This window comes from Nonomuraea africana, assembly GCF_014873535.1.
GTDB lineage: Bacteria > Actinomycetota > Actinomycetes > Streptosporangiales > Streptosporangiaceae > Nonomuraea > Nonomuraea africana.
Genome location: NZ_JADBEF010000001.1, coordinates 5,545,901 through 5,565,742, shown reverse-complemented (window position 1 = coordinate 5,565,742; position 19,842 = coordinate 5,545,901). Strand labels below are relative to the sequence as shown.

General features: G+C 71.0%; 20 protein-coding genes. 16 read left to right on the top strand and 4 right to left on the bottom strand.

Features of this window, described 5'->3' with window-relative positions; genetic code table 11:
- The first annotated feature begins 9 nt into the window (after nt 1–9).
- The 7 genes from H4W81_RS26305 (at nt 10) to H4W81_RS26275 (ending at nt 8,148) form a co-directional block, all read left to right on the top strand.
- Nucleotides 10–2,412: an AMP-binding protein gene (locus H4W81_RS26305; protein WP_318781966.1), complete on the top strand. Its 2,403-nt coding sequence runs from the start codon at nt 10–12 to the stop codon at nt 2,410–2,412.
- A complete protein-coding gene (locus H4W81_RS26300) occupies nt 2,409–3,560 on the top strand; it encodes a substrate-binding domain-containing protein (RefSeq protein ID WP_192777263.1) in 1,152 nt (383 codons plus the stop codon). The genes H4W81_RS26305 and H4W81_RS26300 overlap by 4 nt, the downstream gene beginning before the upstream one ends.
- A 311-nt stretch (nt 3,561–3,871) precedes the next feature.
- Nucleotides 3,872–4,576, top strand: a complete 705-nt coding sequence (locus tag H4W81_RS26295; protein ID WP_192777262.1) for an ABC transporter ATP-binding protein — start codon at nt 3,872–3,874, stop codon at nt 4,574–4,576.
- A 2-nt stretch (nt 4,577–4,578) separates the two neighbouring features.
- Nucleotides 4,579–5,274 carry an ABC transporter ATP-binding protein gene (locus H4W81_RS26290; protein ID WP_192781050.1) on the top strand — a complete coding sequence of 232 codons (696 nt, stop codon included), beginning with the start codon at nt 4,579–4,581 and terminating at the stop codon, nt 5,272–5,274.
- Entirely contained in the window at nt 5,274–6,140 is an 867-nt protein-coding gene (locus H4W81_RS26285; RefSeq protein WP_192777261.1) for a branched-chain amino acid ABC transporter permease, read from the top strand. The genes H4W81_RS26290 and H4W81_RS26285 overlap by 1 nt, the downstream gene beginning before the upstream one ends.
- On the top strand, nt 6,137–7,147 hold the full coding sequence (locus H4W81_RS26280) for a branched-chain amino acid ABC transporter permease (protein ID WP_192777260.1): 1,011 nt from the start codon (nt 6,137–6,139) through the stop codon (nt 7,145–7,147). Before H4W81_RS26285 ends, H4W81_RS26280 begins: the two co-directional genes overlap by 4 nt.
- On the top strand, nt 7,144–8,148 hold the full coding sequence (locus H4W81_RS26275) for a 3-oxoacyl-ACP synthase (protein WP_192777259.1): 1,005 nt from the start codon (nt 7,144–7,146) through the stop codon (nt 8,146–8,148). The genes H4W81_RS26280 and H4W81_RS26275 overlap by 4 nt, the downstream gene beginning before the upstream one ends.
- Here H4W81_RS26275 and H4W81_RS26270 read toward each other — a convergent pair.
- Both H4W81_RS26270 and H4W81_RS26265 read right to left on the bottom strand, forming a co-directional pair.
- On the bottom strand, nt 8,132–8,572 hold the full coding sequence (locus tag H4W81_RS26270) for a ferritin-like domain-containing protein (RefSeq protein WP_192777258.1): 441 nt from the start codon (nt 8,570–8,572) through the stop codon (nt 8,132–8,134). The genes H4W81_RS26275 and H4W81_RS26270 overlap by 17 nt on opposite strands.
- A 23-nt stretch (nt 8,573–8,595) precedes the next feature.
- Nucleotides 8,596–9,078 (bottom strand): hypothetical protein, encoded by a 483-nt coding sequence (locus tag H4W81_RS26265; RefSeq protein ID WP_192777257.1) that lies wholly within the window; start codon nt 9,076–9,078, stop codon nt 8,596–8,598.
- 240 nt (nt 9,079–9,318) lie between these two features.
- On the opposite strand from H4W81_RS26265, the gene rimP reads away from it, so the two are divergent.
- The 8 genes from rimP (at nt 9,319) to truB (ending at nt 17,352) form a co-directional block, all read left to right on the top strand.
- Nucleotides 9,319–9,822 carry a ribosome maturation factor RimP gene (gene rimP, locus H4W81_RS26260; RefSeq protein WP_192777256.1) on the top strand — a complete coding sequence of 168 codons (504 nt, stop codon included), beginning with the start codon at nt 9,319–9,321 and terminating at the stop codon, nt 9,820–9,822.
- A gap of 12 nt (nt 9,823–9,834) precedes the next feature.
- Nucleotides 9,835–10,839: a transcription termination factor NusA gene (gene nusA / locus H4W81_RS26255; RefSeq protein WP_192777255.1), complete on the top strand. Its 1,005-nt coding sequence runs from the start codon at nt 9,835–9,837 to the stop codon at nt 10,837–10,839.
- Entirely contained in the window at nt 10,823–11,137 is a 315-nt protein-coding gene (locus tag H4W81_RS26250) for a YlxR family protein (RefSeq protein ID WP_192777254.1), read from the top strand. The genes nusA and H4W81_RS26250 overlap by 17 nt, the downstream gene beginning before the upstream one ends.
- A gap of 112 nt (nt 11,138–11,249) precedes the next feature.
- The gene (gene infB, locus H4W81_RS26245) at nt 11,250–14,384 is read left to right on the top strand and encodes a translation initiation factor IF-2 (RefSeq protein WP_192777253.1); all 3,135 of its coding nucleotides are present in this window, start codon (nt 11,250–11,252) and stop codon (nt 14,382–14,384) included.
- A 281-nt stretch (nt 14,385–14,665) separates the two neighbouring features.
- A complete protein-coding gene (locus H4W81_RS26240; RefSeq protein ID WP_192777252.1) occupies nt 14,666–14,962 on the top strand; it encodes a DUF503 domain-containing protein in 297 nt (98 codons plus the stop codon).
- A 22-nt stretch (nt 14,963–14,984) separates the two neighbouring features.
- Nucleotides 14,985–15,455, top strand: coding sequence for a 30S ribosome-binding factor RbfA (gene rbfA / locus H4W81_RS26235; protein ID WP_192777251.1), 471 nt, complete (start codon nt 14,985–14,987; stop codon nt 15,453–15,455).
- Nucleotides 15,452–16,495 carry a DHH family phosphoesterase gene (locus H4W81_RS26230; RefSeq protein ID WP_318781965.1) on the top strand — a complete coding sequence of 348 codons (1,044 nt, stop codon included), beginning with the start codon at nt 15,452–15,454 and terminating at the stop codon, nt 16,493–16,495. The genes rbfA and H4W81_RS26230 overlap by 4 nt, the downstream gene beginning before the upstream one ends.
- Entirely contained in the window at nt 16,492–17,352 is an 861-nt protein-coding gene (gene truB / locus H4W81_RS26225; protein WP_192777250.1) for a tRNA pseudouridine(55) synthase TruB, read from the top strand. Before H4W81_RS26230 ends, truB begins: the two co-directional genes overlap by 4 nt.
- A 42-nt stretch (nt 17,353–17,394) precedes the next feature.
- Here truB and H4W81_RS26220 read toward each other — a convergent pair whose 3' ends face one another.
- Nucleotides 17,395–18,381 carry a TRM11 family SAM-dependent methyltransferase gene (locus H4W81_RS26220; RefSeq protein ID WP_192777249.1) on the bottom strand — a complete coding sequence of 329 codons (987 nt, stop codon included), beginning with the start codon at nt 18,379–18,381 and terminating at the stop codon, nt 17,395–17,397.
- A 164-nt stretch (nt 18,382–18,545) separates the two neighbouring features.
- On the opposite strand from H4W81_RS26220, the gene H4W81_RS26215 reads away from it, so the two are divergent.
- Nucleotides 18,546–19,526 (top strand): bifunctional riboflavin kinase/FAD synthetase, encoded by a 981-nt coding sequence (locus tag H4W81_RS26215; protein ID WP_192777248.1) that lies wholly within the window; start codon nt 18,546–18,548, stop codon nt 19,524–19,526.
- A gap of 43 nt (nt 19,527–19,569) precedes the next feature.
- Here the strand turns inward: H4W81_RS26215 and H4W81_RS47635 are convergent, their stop codons facing one another.
- Entirely contained in the window at nt 19,570–19,830 is a 261-nt protein-coding gene (locus H4W81_RS47635) for a zinc ribbon domain-containing protein (protein WP_225960173.1), read from the bottom strand.
- Nucleotides 19,831–19,842: the final 12 nt, after the last annotated feature.

Here is a 19,842-nt window from a genome sequence, read left to right as displayed (position 1 = left end):
GATCACACCGTGAAAGTGCCCGATCTGCTCGCCGCCCGCGCAGGGCTGAGCCCCGATACCGTGGCCCTGGTCGACACGCTGAGCGGCCGCGAGTTCAGCTACGCGCAGGCGCACGACCGCGCCGGCCGTACGGCGTGGCGGTTGCGCGAAGAGCTCGGCGTACGGCCTGGCGACCGTGTCGCGGTGCTGTCGGGCAACCGCGTGGAGGTCATCGAGACGCTGTTCGCGTGCGGGCGGATCGGCGCGCTGATGGTGCCGCTGAACTGGCGGCTGTCGGTGTCCGAGCTGGCCGGGATCGCCGAGGACTGCGCCCCCGCCGTCCTGCTCGCCGACGAGACCCACCTGGCCGCCGCGCAGCGGCTGGGCGGCAAGGTCGCCGTCCTCGGCGAGCTGGGCGAGGGCGGCGTGGCCGGCTGGGGCTTCCGCGACGAGCACGACCCCTGGTACCTCCTCTACACCTCGGGCACCACCGGACGGCCCAAGGGCGTGATCAACACCTTCGGCATGGCCGTCGTCAACCATCTCAACATCGGCACCGCGATCGGCCTGACCGGCGCCGACACCACCCTCAACGCGCTGCCCACCTTCCATACCGGCGGCATCAACCTCTACACGCTGCCCACCCTGATGGTCGGGGGCACGGCGGTGATCCAGCACGAGTTCGACCCCGGACAGATCCTGGAGCTGCTGTCGAGCAGGGTGACCGCCTTCTTCGGGGTGCCGACGATGTACCAGTTGCTGCGGGACCACCCCGGCTTCGCCGCCGCCGACCTGTCGGGGGTGCGCTCGTGGGCGTGCGGCGGGTCGCCGATGCCGGTGCCCCTGCTCACGGAGCTGGCCGCCAGGGGCGTCACGGTACGGCAGGGCATGGGCATGACCGAGACGGGCCCCACGGTCTTCCTCCTCGACGAGGCCAACGCGCTGGTCAAGGCCGGATCGGTGGGCAGGCCGCAGGCGTTCGTCGAGGTGCGGCTCGACGGCGGCGGCACCGAGGGAGAGCTGCTGATCAGGGGTCCTGGCGTCACGCCCGGCTACTGGAACGCCGTGGCCGACCCGTTCACCGAGGACGGCTGGCTGCGGTCGGGCGACGTCGCCCGCAGGGACGCCGACGGCGACTACACGATCGTCGACCGCGTCAAGGACATGTACATCTCGGGTGGCGAGAACGTCTACCCCGCCGAGGTCGAGCAGGTCCTCCACACCCACCCCTCGATCGCCGAGGCGGCCGTGGTCGGGGTGCCGGACGAGCGGTGGGGAGAGGTCGGCAAGGCCGTCGTCGTGCCGCGCGGGCCGGCCGACGCCGCCGAGATCAGGAGCTTCTGCAGGGAGCGGCTGGCCGGTTACAAGGTGCCGAAGCACGTCGAGTTCGTCGCCGAACTGCCGCGCAACGCCAGCGGCAAGATCCTGAAGAACCGGCTCAGGCCCGTGACGTGGACCGAGGAGTTCGTGGTCAGGCAGGAGGACTTCACCGCCTTCGCCGACCTGAGCGGTGACGACAACCCGATCCACGTGGACCCGGACTACGCGGCGACCACCGTGTTCGGCGGGACGGTCGCGCACGGGATGTTCATCTACGCGCTGATCCGCTCCGCCGTACGGCGGCATCACCAGGGCGCCGCGTTCGCCGTGACGTCGCTGATGTTCCCCGCGCCGACGAGGGCGGGGGAGCGGGTCACGGTGTCGGCCACGGTCCTCGGCGACGCGATCGAGGCCACGGTCACCAGAACCGACGGGACGACGGTCTGCACCTTCACCGGCACCCTCGCCACCGGGACTCGGCGGCTCTCCCCCAACCCGTCCACGCGGACTCCTGGAATGCCGCTCTCGGAAGAGCCGCAGATCTCGGAGGGGTCGCCGTCCTCTGCCGGCTCGCGGGCTTCGGCTTCGGGCGGTTCACCCTTCTCGGAAGGGCCATCGGTCTCGGGAGCGGCGCCTGTCTCTGAGGGTGCGCCTGTCTCTGAGGGTGCGCGGGTCTCTGAGGGGGCGGTGGTCTCGGGGAAGGGCGGGGGTGAGGGGTCGGGGGCGGTGGGCTGGTGGGCGGGGGCTGTGGGCAGGCGCGCCGGCCTCCAGCGGACCTTCACCGTGGACGACCTCACCGCCTACGCCAGGCTCACCGGCGACGACCCCGCGCACGCCGTACCCGAATCCCTCATCGCCGGTCTGTTCTCCACGCTGCTCGGCACCGATCTGCCAGGCAACGGAACCATGTACCTCAAGCAGGAGATGACCTTCACCGACTCCGCCAGGCCGGGCGAGGCCATCGGCGCGGAGGTGACGATCAGCGCGGTCCGTCCCGGAAAGGCGCTGGTCAACCTGCACACGGTCGCGTCGGTCGGCGAGCGCGTGGTGTGCGAGGGCGAGGCACTCGTGATGGCCCGCCAGTTCACCCCCCACCAAGGAGAGACATCATGAAGAAACTCGCGCTCGCCGCGCTGCTGGCGCTGACGGTCTCCGGCTGCGCGGCCACGGACCAGGCGGCAGGCGGCGGCGACTCGGTCAAGGTCGGCGTGCTCACCTCCACCAGCGGCCTGGTCGCCGGGTACGGCAAGCAGTTCACCGAGGGCTTCAAGGCCGGACTCGCCTACGCCACCAAGGGCACGAACAAGGCGGGCGGCAAGACGCTGGAGGTCACCTACCACGACGACGCCAGCGACCCCGCCAAGGCGACGGCCGCGGCGACCGACCTGATCGGCAAGGGCTACAAGGTCCTCACGGGGACCGTCTCCTCGGGCGTGGCCATGCAGGTCGCCCCGCTGGCCGCGCAGAACAAGATCCTCTACATCAACGGCGCCGCGGCCACCGACGCGATCACCGGCATCAACGACTACACCTTCCGTTCGGGCCGCCAGACCTGGCAGGACGTACGAACCGCCGAGTCGTTCGTGGGCGGGGTGCGGGGCAAGAAGGTCATGGTGTTCGCCCAGGACTACGCCTTCGGCCAGGCGAACGTCGCCGCCGTGCAGGCCGTACTCGGGAAGGCGGGCGGGGCGACGGTCACGCCCGTGCTGGTGCCGCTGAAGACCACCGACTTCACGCCGTTCGCCCGGCAGATCGTGGACGCCAAGCCCGACCTGCTGTTCGTGGCGTGGGCGGGGGAGACCGCGGCCAACATGTGGCAGACACTGGCCCAGCAGAAGGTGTTCGAGGCGACCAGGGTGGTGACCGGCCTTGCGGACCGCGCCACCTTTGGCACCTTCGGCCCGGCCGCCGACAAGATCAACTTCCTGTCGCACTACTTCGCGGAGGCGACCTCGAACGAGGCGGCCAAGGCGCTGGCGAAGGAGCTCGGGAGCACGCCCGACATCTTCCACTCCGACGGGTTCACCGCGGCGCAGATGGTGGTGCGGGCGGTGGAGCAGGGCGGGGACGACGTCAGCAGGATGATCACCGGGCTCGAGGGGTGGGCGTTCACCCAGCCGAAGGGCGAGGCGACTGTTCGGGCCGAGGACCACGCGCTGCTGCAGCCGATGTTCCAGGCGAAGCTCTCCGGCGGGGTGCCGCAGCTCGTCGGCACCCTCACCCCTGACCAGGTGACCCCGCCGGTCACCCCGACCAAATGACCGGCACCGACGATGGGACTCCGGCCGGCCTCTCCCGGGGCCTTCCTGAGGGGACTTCGGCCGAGGTCTTCCGAGAGGACATGCCCGCAGATGGGACTTCGGCTGAGGTCTCCCGGGGTCTTTCCGAGGGGACTTCGGCTGGGGTTCCTCGGGAGTTGGCGGTGGTGGGGGTGCCTGGGGGTGGGACTTCGGGTGAGGTCTCCCAGGGTCTGGCGGGTGGGACTTCGGCTGAGGGTTTTGGAGGGGAGCGGGGTGGTTCGGGACTGGAGGTGGTGTTGGAGACCTGCGGGCTTGGGGTGGCGATCGGGGGGATGCGGATTCTGCGGGAGGTCTCACTCCAGGTACGGCGGGGCGAGATCGTCGCGGTGCTCGGGCCCAACGGCGCCGGGAAGACGACCCTGTTCAACCTCCTCACCGGCCTCAGAAGACCGACGGAGGGCGCCATCCTGCTCGAAGGGCGGGACGTGACCCGCGCCCCCGTCTGGCAGCGCGCCCGCAAGGGCCTGGCCCGCAGCTTCCAGATCACCAGCCTGTTCCCCTCGCTCACCGTCATGGAGAACGTCAGGCTGGCCGCCCAGGCCCACCGGGGTGGCAGCCTCGCCCTCTGGCGGCGCGTCACAAGGCACGACCCCGCCCTCGACGAGGCGGGCCGGGCGCTCGACCTCGTCGGCATCGCGGACAGGGCGGACGACCTCGCCGCCGACCTCTCCCACGGCGGCAAGCGCAAGCTGGAAGTGGCCCTGGCGATCGTGGGCAGGCCCGTGGTGCTGCTGCTCGACGAGCCGACCGCGGGCATGAGCGCCGAGGACGTCCCCGAGGTCACCGAGGTCATCCGCAAGGTCCGTGACACGCTGGGCACCACGATCGTCCTGGTCGAGCACCGCATGGACGTCGCCGTCGGTCTCGCCGACCGGATGGCCGTCATGCACCATGGCACCCTGCTGGCCTGCGACACCCCCGAACGCGTGATGGCCGACGCGGAGGTCCAGTCCGCCTACCTCGGGGAGGCGCTGTGACGATGCTCGCCGTCAGGGAGCTGCACGTCCATCTGGGCGAGTCCCACGTCCTGCAGGGCGTCTCGTTCGAGATCAGGGAGGGCGGCGTGACCGCGCTGCTCGGCCGCAACGGGGTCGGCAAGACCACCACCCTGCGCGGCCTGCTGGGCTTGGCGCCCAGGCGCGGCTCGATCGTGCTGGACGGCGCGGAGATCTCCGCGCTGCCCACCCACGAGGTCGTACGGCGAGGCGTCGGCTACGTCCCGGAGAACCGCGAGGTGTTCGCGGGCCTCACCGTCCAGGAGAACCTCCGCCTGGCCGAGCGTCCGGGCGGGAGGCACCACTACGACCTGGTCTACGAGCTCTTCCCCAGGCTCAAGGAGAGAAGGGCGCAGCGGGCCGGCACCATGTCGGGCGGCGAGCAGCAGATGCTCGCCCTCGCCAGGGCGCTGCTCAACGACAACAGGGTGCTGCTGGTCGACGAGCCCAGCCAGGGCCTGGCCCCGCACCTGGTCGCCGACGTGGCCGACGCCCTGGCCAGGGTCGCCGAGCTGGTCACGATCGTGCTGGTCGAGCAGAACCTGTCGCTCGTCCGCAGGCTGGCCCGCGACGCCGTGGTCCTCGACCAGGGCCGGGCCGTCTGGGCGGGCGACGCCGGCGAGCTGCTCGGCGACCCGGGCAGGACCCGCGACTACCTGGGCGTGGGGGTGGCCCGCTGATGTCCACGTTCGTACTCCTCACCATCACCGGGCTGGGCCTGGCGGCGCTGTACTTCCTCGTCGCCTCGGGACTGTCCCTCATCTACGGCCTCATGGACGTGCTCAACTTCGCCCACGGCGCCTTCCTCACCCTCGGCGGCTACGCCGCGTGGCTGGTCACCGACGCCACCGGCAGCTTCACGCTCGGCCTGGTGTGCGCGGTGATCGGCTGCGCGGCGCTGGCCGCGCTGATGGAGACGGCGCTGCTGCGCAGGCTGTACGGCTCGCACGTGCCGCAGGTGCTGCTCACGGTCGGCCTGCTGCTGGCGGTGACCGCACTGGTCAGGCAGGTCTTCGGTTCGGACGCCCGCCAACTGGCCACGCCCGCGTGGATGAACGAGGTGACCGAGATCCTCGGCGCCCCCATCCCCAACAACCGCTTCCTGCTGATCGTCGTCGCGGTCGTGGTCTACCTGGCCATGTCGGCGTTCCTGGCCAGGACCCGCTACGGGCTCATCATCAGGGCGGGGGTGGAGAACCGGCCCATGGTCACCGCGCTCGGCATCGACGTGCGCAGGGCCTTCACGCTGGTCTTCGCGATCGGCGGCGGGCTGGCCGCGCTGGCGGGCGCCCTCACCGGCGCGATCAACAACGTGGTCGCCCCCGACCAGGGCACCAGCCTGCTGATCTTCGCCTTCATCGTCGTCATCATCGGCGGGCTCGGCTCGTTCAAGGGGTCGGCGGTGGCCGCGGTGCTGGTCGGGCTGCTGCAGCAGTACGCCAACTTCTACGGACTGGTCGGCGCGGGAGACCTCATCGTCGTGCTGCTGCTGGCCGCCGTCCTCCTCATCCGCCCGCAGGGCCTGCTCGGAAGGGCGAGCGCGTGAACCTCTCCACCTTGCAGGCCAGGGTCCTGCCGGCGGCCGAGCCCAGGGCGTCCTGGGCCACCCCCGCGCTCCTGGTGCTGGCCGCGGCGCTGCCGTACCTGAACGTCCAGATCCCGGTCCTGTTCGACGGCGCCTTCAGCAGCCCCGGCGTGCTGCACCTGATGTCGCTGATGTGCGTGATGGCGGCGGTGGCGATCACCTACGACCTGCTGTTCGGCTTCACCGGGCTGCTGTCGTTCGGGCACGGCCTCTACGTCGCGGCGGGGATGTACACCACCGCCGTCGCGCTGGCCGGTCAGGGCTTCGCCGCGGCGATCGGGTGGACGCTGGCCGTGGGCCTCGTCCTGCCGCTGGCCCTGGGCGCCATCTGCCTGCGGGTCAGCGGGATCGCCTTCGCCATGGCCACGCTGGCCTTCGCCCAGGCGGGCGCCATCTTCGTGGTGCGCGACCCGTTCCGCGTCACCGGCGGCGAGCTCGGGCTCGCGCTGGCCTACGAGCGGCTGCCCGAGTGGCTGGTGGGCGTGGTCAACGCCCCCTACCGCTACTGGATGGCGCTCGGGCTGCTGGCGCTCACCGCCGCGGCCGTCCGCTGGGCGCTGGCCTCCAGGCCGGGACGCGTGTGGCGGGCCATCAGGGACAACGAGGGCCGCGTGGCCGTCCTGGGATTGCGGCCCTACGCCTTCAAGCTGATGGCGTTCACGCTCTCGTCGTTCCTGGCGACGCTGGCGGGGATGGTCTACGCGCTGGTGGCGGGCGGAGCGCACGCCGAGGTCACCGACTCCACCTTCACGCTCGGGCTGCTGGTGATGGTGGTGCTCGGGGGGTCGGGCAGGCCGTACGGCGCGCTCATCGGCGGCCTCGTCTACACCTACCTCAGCCACCGGCTCGGCGAGCTCTCCACGGTGATCGGCGAGCCGCTGCTGGTGCTCGGCACGCTGTTCGTGGTGCTCGTGCTGTTCCTGCCGGGCGGCCTTGCGTCCCTGACGAGAAAGAAGGGCAAGGCGTGACGATCCACATCGCGGGGACCGCGAGCTACCTGCCCGAGCGCTGGATGACGGCGGCGGAGATCTCGGCGGCCAGCGGCGTGCCCGAGCAGGTGATCGTGGAGAGGTTCGGGCTGCGCGGCAAGCACATCGCGGGCTCGGGCGAGCACGTCAGCGACATGGCGGCGGAGGTCGGCGCGAGGGTGCTGGCCGAGACTGGCACCGACGCCGCCGAGGTGGACGCGGTCGTCTACTTCGGCTCGACGTGGAAGGACCACGCCGTCTGGCACGCGGCCCCGCGCATCACCCACCTGCTCGGCGCCCGCCGCGCCTTCGCGCTGGAGCTCGACTACGTCTCCTGCGGCACCCCCGTGGCCCTGCGCGTCTGCCGCGACCTGATGCTCGCCGAGCCGCATCTGCGCAGGGTGCTGGCGGTGGCCGCGTGCAGGGAGTCGCACCTGCTCGACTACGGCAACCTGCGCTCGCGCTTCGCCTTCACCTTCGGTGACGGCGCCGCCGCCATGCTGCTCAGCAGGGACGGCGGGCAGGCCGAGGTGCTCGAGAGCGACATGGTCACCGACGGCTCCTTCGCCCACCAGGTACGGGTGCCCGCGGGCGGCAGCGCCGAGCCGGCCAGCCACGACAGTGTGAGCAACGGCCGCCACCTGCTCGACGTGGCCGACCCCGCCTCGATGAAGGAGGGTCTCGACAGGGTCTCGCTGCCGAACTTCCTGCGCGTGGCCGAGGGCGCGCTCAAGCGTTCGGGCCTCGGGCTCGGCGACGTCTCCCAGCTGTGCGTGCTGCACCTGAAACGCTCCATGCACGACGGCCTGCTCGCCGCCCTGGGCGTCCCCGCCGAACGCGCGCTCTACCTGGACGACACGGGGCACATGAGCGGCGTCGACCCGCTCCTCGCGCTCGACAGGGCGGCCCGCGCGGGGCGTCTTTCCGCGGGGGACGTGGTGCTGCTGCTGGCCGCCGGAACCGGCTACACCTGGGCGGCGTCGGTCATTCGCTGGGCGTGACCGGCGGCGTGGTCTTCACGGGCATGCCGGGGAAGGCCGTGATCGCGGGGCGGAAGCCGTACGACCTGGTCACCGACTCCTGCATGGCCAGCGCGGCCAGCTTGCGCGTAGCGGCTCCGGCCGCCGCGCTCAGCTCCAGGTAGGCGGCGGTGATGCCCGCCTCCACGTGGACGGCCAGCCGCACGGCCTCGGTCGCGTTGGCCGGCACCACGGGCAGCGCGTAGGTGGCCTCGGGCTCGGCCGGCCGGCCGCCGCTCGAGGAGATGAGCGCGCGGAGCTGGTCGCGCCTGGCCCGGTGGGCGGCGAAGGCGGCCGCCACCTTCGAACGCAGCGACCCCGTCGTGCGGGCGCCCATCAGGCCGTAGGCGTAGACGGCGGCGTGCTCGGCGGCCAGCGCCTTGCTCAGCGCCTCGACGTCGCTCATGACAGTCCTCGGGCTCGGGGTGCTCACAGGGACCTCGGCAGGGCGAGGGCGTGGAGGGCCTCGCAGGCCCCGATGCTGGCGATCAGCTGGGCCAGCGCGGGCGAGGCCTGGCCGAGCTGGCGCGGGCGCAGCGCGGCGGCCCTGCGCTCGAGGTCGCGCAGCCTGGTCAGCGACACCTTGCGCGGCGCGGGCGTCGGGGAGGGCGCCGCAGAGGGCGTGGGAGAGGAGCCGGTCTGCGCGTCGTCGCGCGGCAGCCGTTCGCGCAGCGCGGCCAGGTGCTCCTCGTGCCGGGCGAGGAACGGGGCCAGCTTCTCGCCGCCCGCCGCCACCAGCACGGAGTAGAGGCCGATCGTGCGCTGCTTGTCGACGATCAGCTCGCGCAACAGCACGTGCTCGGGATCGGGGGCCTTCGGGGCGGCGGGCTCGGATCCGCCCGCCGAGCAGCCGGAGAGCGCCGCCGTCGCCGCGCCGCCCGCGAGCACGGCACGCCTGGACAGGGGACGCAAGGACAACCTCCGGTCAGGTCGGGAAGGCACACAGCATCGTAAGGGCTGGCGCGCCCCGTTGGCGCGTTCCCCCTGATCGTGCCCAGTGCGATATGGTCTCGCTCTCTCGAGACTCAGCCGCCCGACCCTGTCGAGTGGCGCTCTTCCGTGCCCTGGTACGGATAGGGTGAGAGCAGTCGTCGACTGAGCGGCCGTCTTCCGTTTGGCGGCCATGAATCGCAACACAATAGGGAGGTCGACATGGGCAGCGAATCATCCCGCGACCACCTGATGAAGCTCCTGGAGCCCGTCGTCGCCACAGCAGGTCTCGACCTGGAGGACGTCACGGTCACCCGCGCGGGCAAGCGAAGCCTGCTGCGCGTGGTCGTCGACAAGGACGGCGGGGTCACGCTCGACGACATCGCCGAGGTGAGCCAGGGCGTCTCCGACGCGCTCGACGCCGACGACTCGATGGGGCAGTCGCCCTACACGCTGGAGGTCTCCTCACCGGGAGTCGACCGCCCGCTGACCGAGCCGCGCCACTGGCGCCGCGCCGCCAAACGCCTGGTCAAGGCCGAGCTGCGCGACGGCGGCCTGGTCGAGGGCCGCATCCGCGGCGCCGACGAGAGCAGCGTGGAGATCGACGTCGACGGCGCCCTGCGCAGGATCGACTATCAGGACCTGACCCGAGGACGGGTACAGGTGGAATTCCGCCGGTTCGAGGACGAGGAAGACGACCTCGACGACACCGGCGACGAGGGCTAAGGGGGAAGCCTCGTGGACATCGACATGAGCGTCCTGCGCAGCCTTGAACGGGAGAAGGACATCTCCTTCGACCTGGTCGTGAAAGCGATCGAGGACGCGCTGCTGATCGCCTACTTCCGCACGGAGGGCGCCGCGGCCAAGGCCAGGGCGGAGCTCGACCGCGCCACAGGGCACGTCACGATCTACGCGGCGGAGCTGAACGACGAGGGTGAGATCGTCAGGGAGTACGACGACACCCCCTCCAACTTCAGCCGTATCGCGGCCACCACCGCCAAGCAGGTCATCCTGCAGCAGCTGCGCGACGCCGAGGACGAGATCAACTTCGGTGAGTTCGCCAGCCGCGAGGGTGAGCTGGTCTCCGGCGTCATCCAGCAGGGCCAGGACCCCCGCGTGGTGCTCGTCGACCTCGGCAAGATCGAGGCCGTGCTGCCCCACAACGAGCAGGTGCCCGGCGAGGACTACATCCACGGCGAGCGCATCCGCGCCTACGTCGTCCAGGTGAAGAAGGGCCACAAGGGTCCGTCCGTGACGCTGTCGCGCACGCACCCCGGCCTGGTGAAGAAGCTCTTCGCGCTGGAGGTGCCCGAGATCGCCGACGGCACCGTCGAGATCGCGGCGGTCGCGCGCGAGGCGGGTCACCGCACCAAGATCGCGGTCGCCTCCCGCAAGGCGGGCGTCAACGCCAAGGGCGCGTGCATCGGGCCGATGGGCGCACGCGTGCGCAGCGTCATGACCGAACTGCACGGCGAGAAGATCGACATCATCGACTGGTCCGAGGACCCCGCCGAGTTCGTCGGGAATGCGCTGTCCCCCGCACGTGTTTCGCATGTGGAGGTTCTCGACCTCGCAGGCCGGGTGGCGCGAGTCACCGTGCCCGACTACCAGCTCTCCCTCGCCATCGGCAAGGAGGGGCAGAACGCCCGGCTGGCGGCCAGGCTCACCGGATGGCGGATCGACATCCGTCCAGACACCCAGGCGGATGATCCCGCCGGTTCCGTAGATGCGTCCAAGCGGTAAGCTGGAATATGGTGGCCAGGCGGCCCCGCTGAGAACATGCGTGGGCTGCAGGGTTCGCACGGCTAAGTCCGAGCTGCTCCACCTGGTGCTCGTTGGGGATCATGTGGTCCCTGACCTGCGAGGACGGCTCCCTGGCCGGGGTGCTTCGCTGCATCCCGACCTGAGCTGCCTGGAGCTTGCCGAGCGTCGCCGAGCGTTTCCGCGCGCGTTTCGCGTGCCGGGGCCGCTTGACATCTCGCGAGTGCGAGCGCACCTGGAGAAGGAGAACCACGAAATGTCATGTAGGACGCCGAGTTGATGGGCGGAGTCAGATTGCTATGAGCGCCTGATGAGCACGCGGCGATGAAGACGTCAAGTTAACGACGGTCCGGACGGCACTGCCAGCCTCCCGGGCCAAGTAAGGGAGTGCAGTGGCGAAGGTCCGGGTATACGAGCTCGCTAAGGAGTTCGGCGTAGAGAGCAAGGTCGTCATGGCCAAGCTCCAGGAGATGGGAGAGTTCGTCCGTTCGGCGTCCTCCACCATCGAAGCGCCGGTGGTCCGCAGGCTCACCGAAGCTTTGGGCGTTTCCAAGCCCACGAAGGGCGGCGGTTCGTCGTCCAAGCCGCAGCCGCCGAGGGCTGCGCCCCGGCCGGCTGACAGCAGCCAGGCCGGCAACGGCGTCGCGGAGGCGCCCGTATCCGCAGGCCCGCGTCCGGGTCCTGTTCCGAAGCCGGGGCCCCGCCCCGGTCCAGCCGGTGGCACTCCGCGCCCGCCGGTTCCGATGCCCCATCAGCAGCCTCAGCCCGAGGCGGCCAGGACCGAGACTCCTCGCGAGGCTCCCCAGGCCCCCCAGGCTCCGCGCTTCGAGGGCCCCAAGCCCTCTCCCGCGCCTCGTCCTGGGCCGGCTTCCCGTCCCGCTGCGCCAGGTCCGCGTCCAGGCCCCGCCCAGCAGGGCGGCCGTCCGGCGGGCCCCGGTGGTCCTCGCGACGGCGGCGCTCCGCGTCCCGCCGGTGGTCCCGGTGGCCAGCGTGAGGGTGGCGCGCGTCCTGGGCCCAAGCCCGGTCCGCGTCCCGGGCCTCGTCCCGGTAACAACCCGTTCTCGTCCAACGCGACCGGCATGGGTCAGCGTCCGCCGCGTCCCGGCGGTCCGCGTGAGGGCGGTCCCCGTGAGGGTGGCCCGCGTCCCGGCGGTCCCCGTGACGGCGCTCCGCGCGACGGCGCGATGCCGCGTCCGCCCGCGGGCCGTGGTGGCCAGGGCGCTCCCGGCGCCGGTGGTCCCCGTCCAGGGCCTGGTGCGGGTGGTCCCCGTCCCGGTCCCGGCGCGGGTGGTCCGCGTCCCGGCGGGCCGCGTCCCAACCCGATGATGATGCCGCAGGGTCGTCCTGCCGGTCCCGGTGGCGGTGGCGGCGCGGGCCGTCCCGGCGGCGGTGGCGGTGGCGGTCGTCCCGGTGGCGGCGGTGGCCGTCCCGGTGGCGGCGGCGGTTTCGCCGGTCGTCCCGGTGGCGGTGGCGGCGGTTTCGCCGGTCGTCCCGGTGGTGGCGGTGGCGCGGGTCCGCGCACCGGCACCGGCGGTCCCGGTGGTGGCGGCGGCGGTTTCGCCGGTCGTCCCGGTGGTGGCGGCCGTGGTCGTGGCGGCGGTACCGCGGGCGCGTTCGGCCGTCCCGGTGGCCGTCCCGCGCGTGGTCGCAAGTCCAAGCGCCAGAGGCGCCAGGAGTTCGACAACATGTCGGCGCCGGCGATCGGCGGCGTGCAGGTTCCTCGCGGCAACGGCGCGACGATCAGGCTCCCGCGCGGCGCTTCGCTGTCCGACTTCGCCGACCGCATCGGCGCGAACCCCGCCTCGCTGGTGCAGATCATGCTGCACCTCGGCGAGATGGTGACCGCCACGCAGTCGGTCAACGAGGAGACCCTGCAGCTGCTGGGTGCCGAGCTCGACTACAACATCCAGGTCGTCAGCCCGGAGGAGGAGGACCGCGAGCTTCTCGAGGCCTTCGACATCGAGTTCGGCGAGGATGAGGGCGACGAGGCCGACCTGGCCGCGCGTCCGCCCGTGGTGACCGTCATGGGTCACGTCGACCACGGTAAGACCAAGCTGCTCGACGCCATCCGCAACACCAACGTGGCGGCGCGCGAGGCCGGCGGCATCACCCAGCACATCGGTGCCTACCAGGTCGCGACCGAGCACGAGGGCGAAGAGCGGAAGGTCACCTTCATCGACACCCCCGGTCACGAGGCGTTCACCGCCATGCGTGCCCGTGGTGCCAAGGCCACCGACATCGCCGTCCTGGTGGTCGCGGCCGACGACGGTGTGAAGCCGCAGACGATCGAGGCGCTCAACCACGCCCAGGCGGCCGACGTGCCCGTCGTGGTCGCGGTCAACAAGATCGACAAGGAGGGCGCGGACCCGAACAAGGTGCGGGCCCAGCTCACCGAGTACGGTCTGGTGGCCGAGGAGTACGGCGGCTCCACGCTGTTCGTCGACATCTCCGCCAAGAACGGCATCGGCATCGAGAACCTTCTCGAGGCGATCATCCTGACCGCCGACGCCGAGCTCGACCTGCGGGCCAACCCGACGATGGACGCTCAGGGCATCACGATCGAGGCTCGCCTCGACAAGGGTCGCGGCCCCGTCGCGACCGTCCTGGTCCAGCGCGGCACGCTCCGCGTCGGCGACTCCATCGTCTGTGGCGAGGCCTTCGGCCGCGTCAGGGCGATGCTCGACGACAACGGCGACCCGGTGGAGGAGGCCACGCCTTCGCGTCCCGTCCTGGTGATGGGTCTGACGGCGGTGCCGAGCGCGGGAGACAACTTCATCGTCGTCTCCGACGACCGGATGGCCAGGCAGATCGCCCAGCAGCGCGCCGCGCGCAAGCGCAGCGCCGACATGGCGAAGTCGAGCCGCCGCCTGACCCTCGAGGAGCTGTTCAGCAACCTCGAGAAGGGTCGCGTCGACGAGCTCAAGCTCATCATCAAGGGTGACGTGTCCGGTTCGGTCGAGGCGCTGGAAGACGCGCTGCTCAAGATCGACGTCGGCGACGAGGTCAGGCTCCGTGTCCTGCACCGCGCCGTCGGTGCGATCACCGAGTACGACGTCAACCTGGCCGTCGCCGACGACAACGCGGTCATCATCGGCTTCAACGTCCGCCCCGAGCCTCGGGCGCGCGACCTGGCCGAGCGCGAGGGCGTCGACATCCGCTACTACTCGGTCATCTACCAGGCGATCGAGGAAATCGAAGCGGCGCTCAAGGGCATGCTCAAGCCCGAGTTCGAAGAGGTCCAGATGGGCACCGCCGAAGTCCGCGAGGTCTTCAAGGTGCCGAAGATCGGCAACGTCGCCGGTTCGCTGGTTCGTTCGGGCACGATCGTGCGCAACAGCAAGGCGCGGATCATCCGCGACGGTGTCGTCGTCGCCGACAACCTCACCGTTTCGTCGCTGCGTCGCTTCAAGGACGACGCGACGGAGGTCCGCGAGGGCTTCGAGTGCGGTATCGGTGTCGGATACAGCGACATCAGGATCGACGACGTCATCGAGACGTTCGAGATGCGGGAGAAGCCGCGCGGCTAAAGCGTGGTAGGGCGCCCGGTGGAGTTTCCGCCGGGCGCCCCTCGCACGCCAGGGTGCGATGCGCAGCACTGGCGTCACCTGCGCGGCGAGGACTAAGTCGCCGCACGGCGGCGTTGACGAAGAAGGGCGTTGCCCGTGAGGTCACGGGTGGCGCCGCGCCGTACGCCGGGGGATGGCCCCGAGCGTGCGGGGCGTACGAGGAACCGGACAGGGCTCCCACCGCGGCCCGTCCGGACGGCCTCGCACGCGTCCGGCCACGAACCGAGCGGTGGATGCCAACGATGTATGTCGGTGCCCTGACCCTGGACATCCTGCTCGGCGATGTGCACTCGCTGAAGCAGAAGCGTGGCGTGGTGCGTCCCATCGTCGCGGAGGTGCAGCGACGCTTCCCCAGCGTCGCCGTCGCCGAGACCGGCCATCTCGACCTGCACCGCAGAGCGGAGATCGGCATCGCCGTCGTCTCGGCCTCCGCGGGCAACTGCGGCGAGGTGATGGACGCCTGCGAGCGCCTGGTGGCTTACCGCCCTGATATCGAACTGCTGTCCGCCCGGCAGCGGCTCTACAACGACGAAGACTGACCGAACACTAGGGGGATCGAAGATGGTGGACGCCGCACGAGCGCGCAAGCTCGCCGACCGCATCCAGCAGATCGTCGCCGAGATGCTGGAGCGGCGGATCAAGGACCCACGGCTGGGCTTCGTGACCGTGACCGACACACGCATCACCGCTGACCTGCGGGAGGCGACGGTCTTCTACACGGTGTTCGGCTCCGACGCCGAGCGCGCCGACAGCGCGGCCGCGTTGGAGAGCGCGAAGGGGGTCATCCGCTCGGAAGTGGGCAAGCAGACAGGTGTGCGCTTCACACCGACGCTGACCTTCAAGCACGACCCGCTGCCGGACAGCGCCCGCCAGCTCGACGAGCTGCTGGCCGCTGCCAAGGAGCGCGACGCCGAGGTCGCCAAGCGGGCCCAGGGCGCCGCCTACGCGGGCGACGCGGACCCGTACAAGAAGCCCGAGCTTGACGAAGACGAGGACGAACCCTCCGACCGCGCGGGATACTCCGCAACGTGACGCCCGACGTGCGTGACGGGATCCACCGCCCGGCCGCCGGAGCCTTCCAGGGCCCGGCGGACGGCGGTGTCTCGCGTACGGCGATCGGCGAGGGCGAATGGGCCAGGGCGCTGCGACTGATCCACGAGGCCGACGAGGTGGCGCTGGCGTGCCACATCTCGCCCGACGGTGACGCGCTCGGCTCCATGCTCGCCGCCGCCAAGGCTCTCACAGCGATGGGCAAGCGCGTGGTGGCCTCCTTCGGTGACCGCAGGTTCGTGGTGCCGAGGCTGCTGCGCTTCCTGCCCGCGCTCGACCTGCTCACGGTCCCCTCGGCGTTTCCCCCCGAGCCCGACCTGATGATCACCTTCGACTCCTCCACCCTCGACCGCCTCGGCGTGCTCGCCGTCAACGCGAGCAAGGCGCACGAGGTGATCGTGGTCGACCACCATGCCTCCAACCACGGGTTCGGCACGGTGAGCCTCATCGATCCTGGCGTGGCGGCGACCGCCGTCCTGGCCGAGGAGCTGATCCGCCGCCTCGGCCAGCCGCTCGACCGCGACATGGCCACGCTGCTGTACGTCGGGCTGTCGACCGACACGGGCCAGTTCCGGCACTCCTCGACCACACCCGCCGCGCACGAGATGGCGGCCAGGCTGGTGGCGGCGGGGCTGCGGACCGACGAGATCGCCCGCGAGCTGTGGGACCGTTCCCCGTTCGCCTATCTCAAGGTGCTCGCGCACGCGCTGGAGCGCGTGGAGCTCGACGACGGCCTGGTCTGGACGTACATCACGCACGCCGACCGGGCCGCGTACGGCCTGCCGTACGACGAGATCGAGGGGGTCATCGACGTGATCCGCCGCACCGACGAGGCGGACGTCGCCGTGGTGATGAAGCAGGACGACGACGGCGCGTGGCAGGTGTCGGTGCGATCCAAGGGCGGCGCGGACGTCGGCGCGATCAGCACGGCGATGGGCGGTGGCGGGCACTGCTACGCTGCCGGGTTCACCTCGCACGACAGTGTCGAGGAGACCATCGCGCGGTTCAAGGAGATGTTGTGACTGAGAGCGGCTTGATCATCGTGGACAAGCCCGCCGACTGGACCTCCCACGACGTCGTCGGCAAGATGCGGCGCATCGCGGGCACCAGGCGGGTGGGTCACGCGGGCACGCTCGACCCGATGGCCACGGGCGTGCTGGTGATCGGCGTCGAGAAGGCGACCAGGCTGCTCGGCCATCTGGCGCTGACCGAGAAGGTGTACGAGGCCACGATCAGGCTGGGTGTCACCACCAACACCGACGACGCCGAGGGCGAGGTCACCGCGACCTTCCCCACCGATTCCGTCACACCGGAGGCGGTCCGCAAGGGGATCGAGGCGCTGACCGGGCGCATCATGCAGGTGCCCCCGCAGGTGTCGGCGATCAAGGTGAACGGCGAGCGCGCCTACAAGCGGGCGCGCGCGGGCGAGGAGGTCGAGCTCGCGGCCAGGCCCGTCACCGTCCACGACTTCGACGTCGCCGCCATCGACGGGCCCGAGATCAGGGCGACCATCCGCTGCTCGAGCGGCACCTACATCAGGGCCCTCGCCCGCGATCTCGGCGCCGCCCTCGGTGTGGGCGGTCACCTCACCGCCCTGCGGCGCAACAGGGTCGGCCCCTACGACCTCTCGCTGGCCAGGACGATCGACGAGCTGGCCGCCGACTGCGTGGTGCTGCCGATCGCCGAGGCCGTCAGCGCGGCCTTCCCCCGGCGCGACGTGGGCGCCGACGAGGCGCGGATCATCTCGCACGGCGGCCGCCTGCCCTCGGCCGGCCTCGGGGCGGGCCCGATCGGGGTGTTCGGGCCCGAGGGCGAGCTGCTGGCGCTGGTGGAGGAGCAGGGTAGGTCGGCCAAGCCGCTGGCGGTCTTCGTCGGCTAGCTCGAGCCCACCCGCTTGGTTCTCACGGGCCGGTTTCGCGGTTCAGTTCTTCCTGGCGACCATGATGTCGCGGACGATGGCCTGGTCCACCCAGTGCTCGAAGTCGGGAAGGGCCACGACCTCGAGACCGTGGGCGGTGAGGATCTTCGCCAGGTCGTCGCGGGAGCCGCCGTAGGTGTTCCACGAGATGCCCATCGCGCCGCCGGGACGCAGCAGTTCCGCCCAGACCGGCACCGCCCTGTCGATCAGGTCGAGGGGGCTGCGCGACAGGCCGCCCCCTGCCTTGCTGCCGTGCTGCACGCCGTACGGCGCGTCGGTCACGATGACGTCGAAGGAGCGCGGCTTGAAGAACTCGCGGCCGCGCAGGGTGTCGGCGTTGACCACGGACACCTGCTGCGTCTCGCCCGCCTTGTAGGCCTCTTTCGACAGCCCGAAGCTGACGTTGAACCGCCGTCCGACCAGCGCCCGCTCCCTCCTGACCGGCACGGTCTCGGCGGTGTGCTTGAGCCGCTTGTTCTTCAGCCAGGTCTTGAGGAAGCCGGTGTAGGCCTCGAAGTCCTTGGCGTCGACGTCGACACCGTAGGCGTCGTAGCCGTACATGAGGGCCTGGTTGAGCGTGGTGCCGCGCCCGCACATCGGGTCCAGGACCGACAGGTGGCCGTCCAGCGGGAAGTCCGAGGCGAGCACGGTGACGTTCAGCAGCAGCTTGGTGAAGTGCTCGTTGGTCTTGCCCGCGTACTTCTGGATCGTGATGAGGTCGCTGGAGAGCCGGTCGAGCGGGCGCATCTCCAGGGGGCGCAGCAGGTCACCCTCGATGCCGAAGATCGCGTAGACCGACGACAGGTTCGACAGCAGCGCGAGGTCGAGCGAGGGCGCCTCGAACGTCACGTACGGCACGCCGCCGATCCGGGTCTCCTCCACCTCGGAGACGTCGGCGAAGACCGCCAGCTCGCTCCTGGTCAGGCGGACGGAGCTCTCGCCGTAGACCCGGTTGAAGGCGGGCAGGATGAGCAGCGCGTAACGGGACATGCAGCGGATGGTACCGCCTGCCCGTCGGTGGTCCGCTGCCCGCCGGAGCTGCCGCGCTCTTGGGGTCGCGCTCGCGGGAGCGTGGCCCCGCACCGCCGTACAGGCAGGTCGATGGGCGGACGGCGGGCGGCCGCCACCCTCGGGTGCGAAGAACACCGCCGGGCATGGCACGCTTGAGGGTGGTTGATCCGCCAAGAGACGAATGGGGCCCGGGCGTGCAGGAGTCGGAAAGATCCGTCGTCACGGTCGGCGTGTTCGACGGCGTGCATCTCGGCCACCGCCAGGTGGTCGAGCGCGCCGTCGCCGTCGCCCGCTCACTGGATCTGCGATGCGTCGCGGTGACGTTCGAGCCGCACCCCGCCGAGGTCGTACGGCCCGGCACCCAGCCCCCGCGGCTGACCACGCTGCGCCACCGTGCCGCGCTGCTGACCGAGCTGGGCGTGGACGACGTCATGGTGCTGCCGTTCACGATGGAGCTGGCCCGGCTGAGCCCCGCCGACTTCGCGCAGAGCGTGCTGGCCGAGCGGCTGCAGGCCGCCACCGTCGTCGTCGGCGCCAACTTCACCTTCGGCCATCAGGCCGCGGGCGACCCGTCCGTTCTGCGCGTGCTGGGCGACAAGTACGACTTCACGGTGGAGGAGATTCCCCTGGTGTCCGGCGTTTCATCTACTCTCGTCCGCGAGCTCGTCGCCGCGGGTGACGTCTCGGCCGCCGCCTCCCTGCTCGGCCGTCCGCACCGCGTCGAGGGCGTCGTCGTCCGCGGCTACCAGCGCGGCAGGCAGCTCGGCTTCCCCACCGCCAACGTCGAGACCCCGCCGAACACCGCGATCCCCGCCGACGGCGTCTACGCGGGCTGGCTGCGCTGCGTCGCCGTCGGCAACCTGCCCGCCGGCTACGACGGCTGCGTCTGGCCCGCGGCCATCTCGGTCGGCACCAACCCGACGTTCGAGGGCGTGCCGCGGACCGTGGAGGCGTACGCGCTGGACAGGGACGACCTCGACCTGTACGGCATGCACGTGGCGGTGGACTTCGGGACGCGGCTGCGCGGGAACACGAAGTTCGACTCGATCGAGGCCCTCATCGCCCAGATCCACGCAGACGTCGACCGGGTCCGCGAACTCACCTCGTCAGCTTCTCGGCCGTAAACGACCGAGCTTGCAGCTCCTCGCCGTCGATGGCTCCGACGGTTCAGGCCGCGTCGTTGGCAGCGTGACTCACCGCCCAACCTGCAACCCCGCGTGAGGCGATGTTGCGGGCCGCGTTGACGTCGGCGTGCTCAGCGAAGCCGCACGACGTACGGGCGAAGGTGTGCTGGCCGGGTCGGTTCTGCTTGTCCACATGCCCGCAGGCCGAGCACTGCTGGGGGGCCGGGTGAACTGGGGGAACCTTTGTGTCCGCATTCTGTGGGCGTTGGTCGCGCCCCTGCTTCGCTGGGTCACGTACCCACAGAGAGGCCGCGAG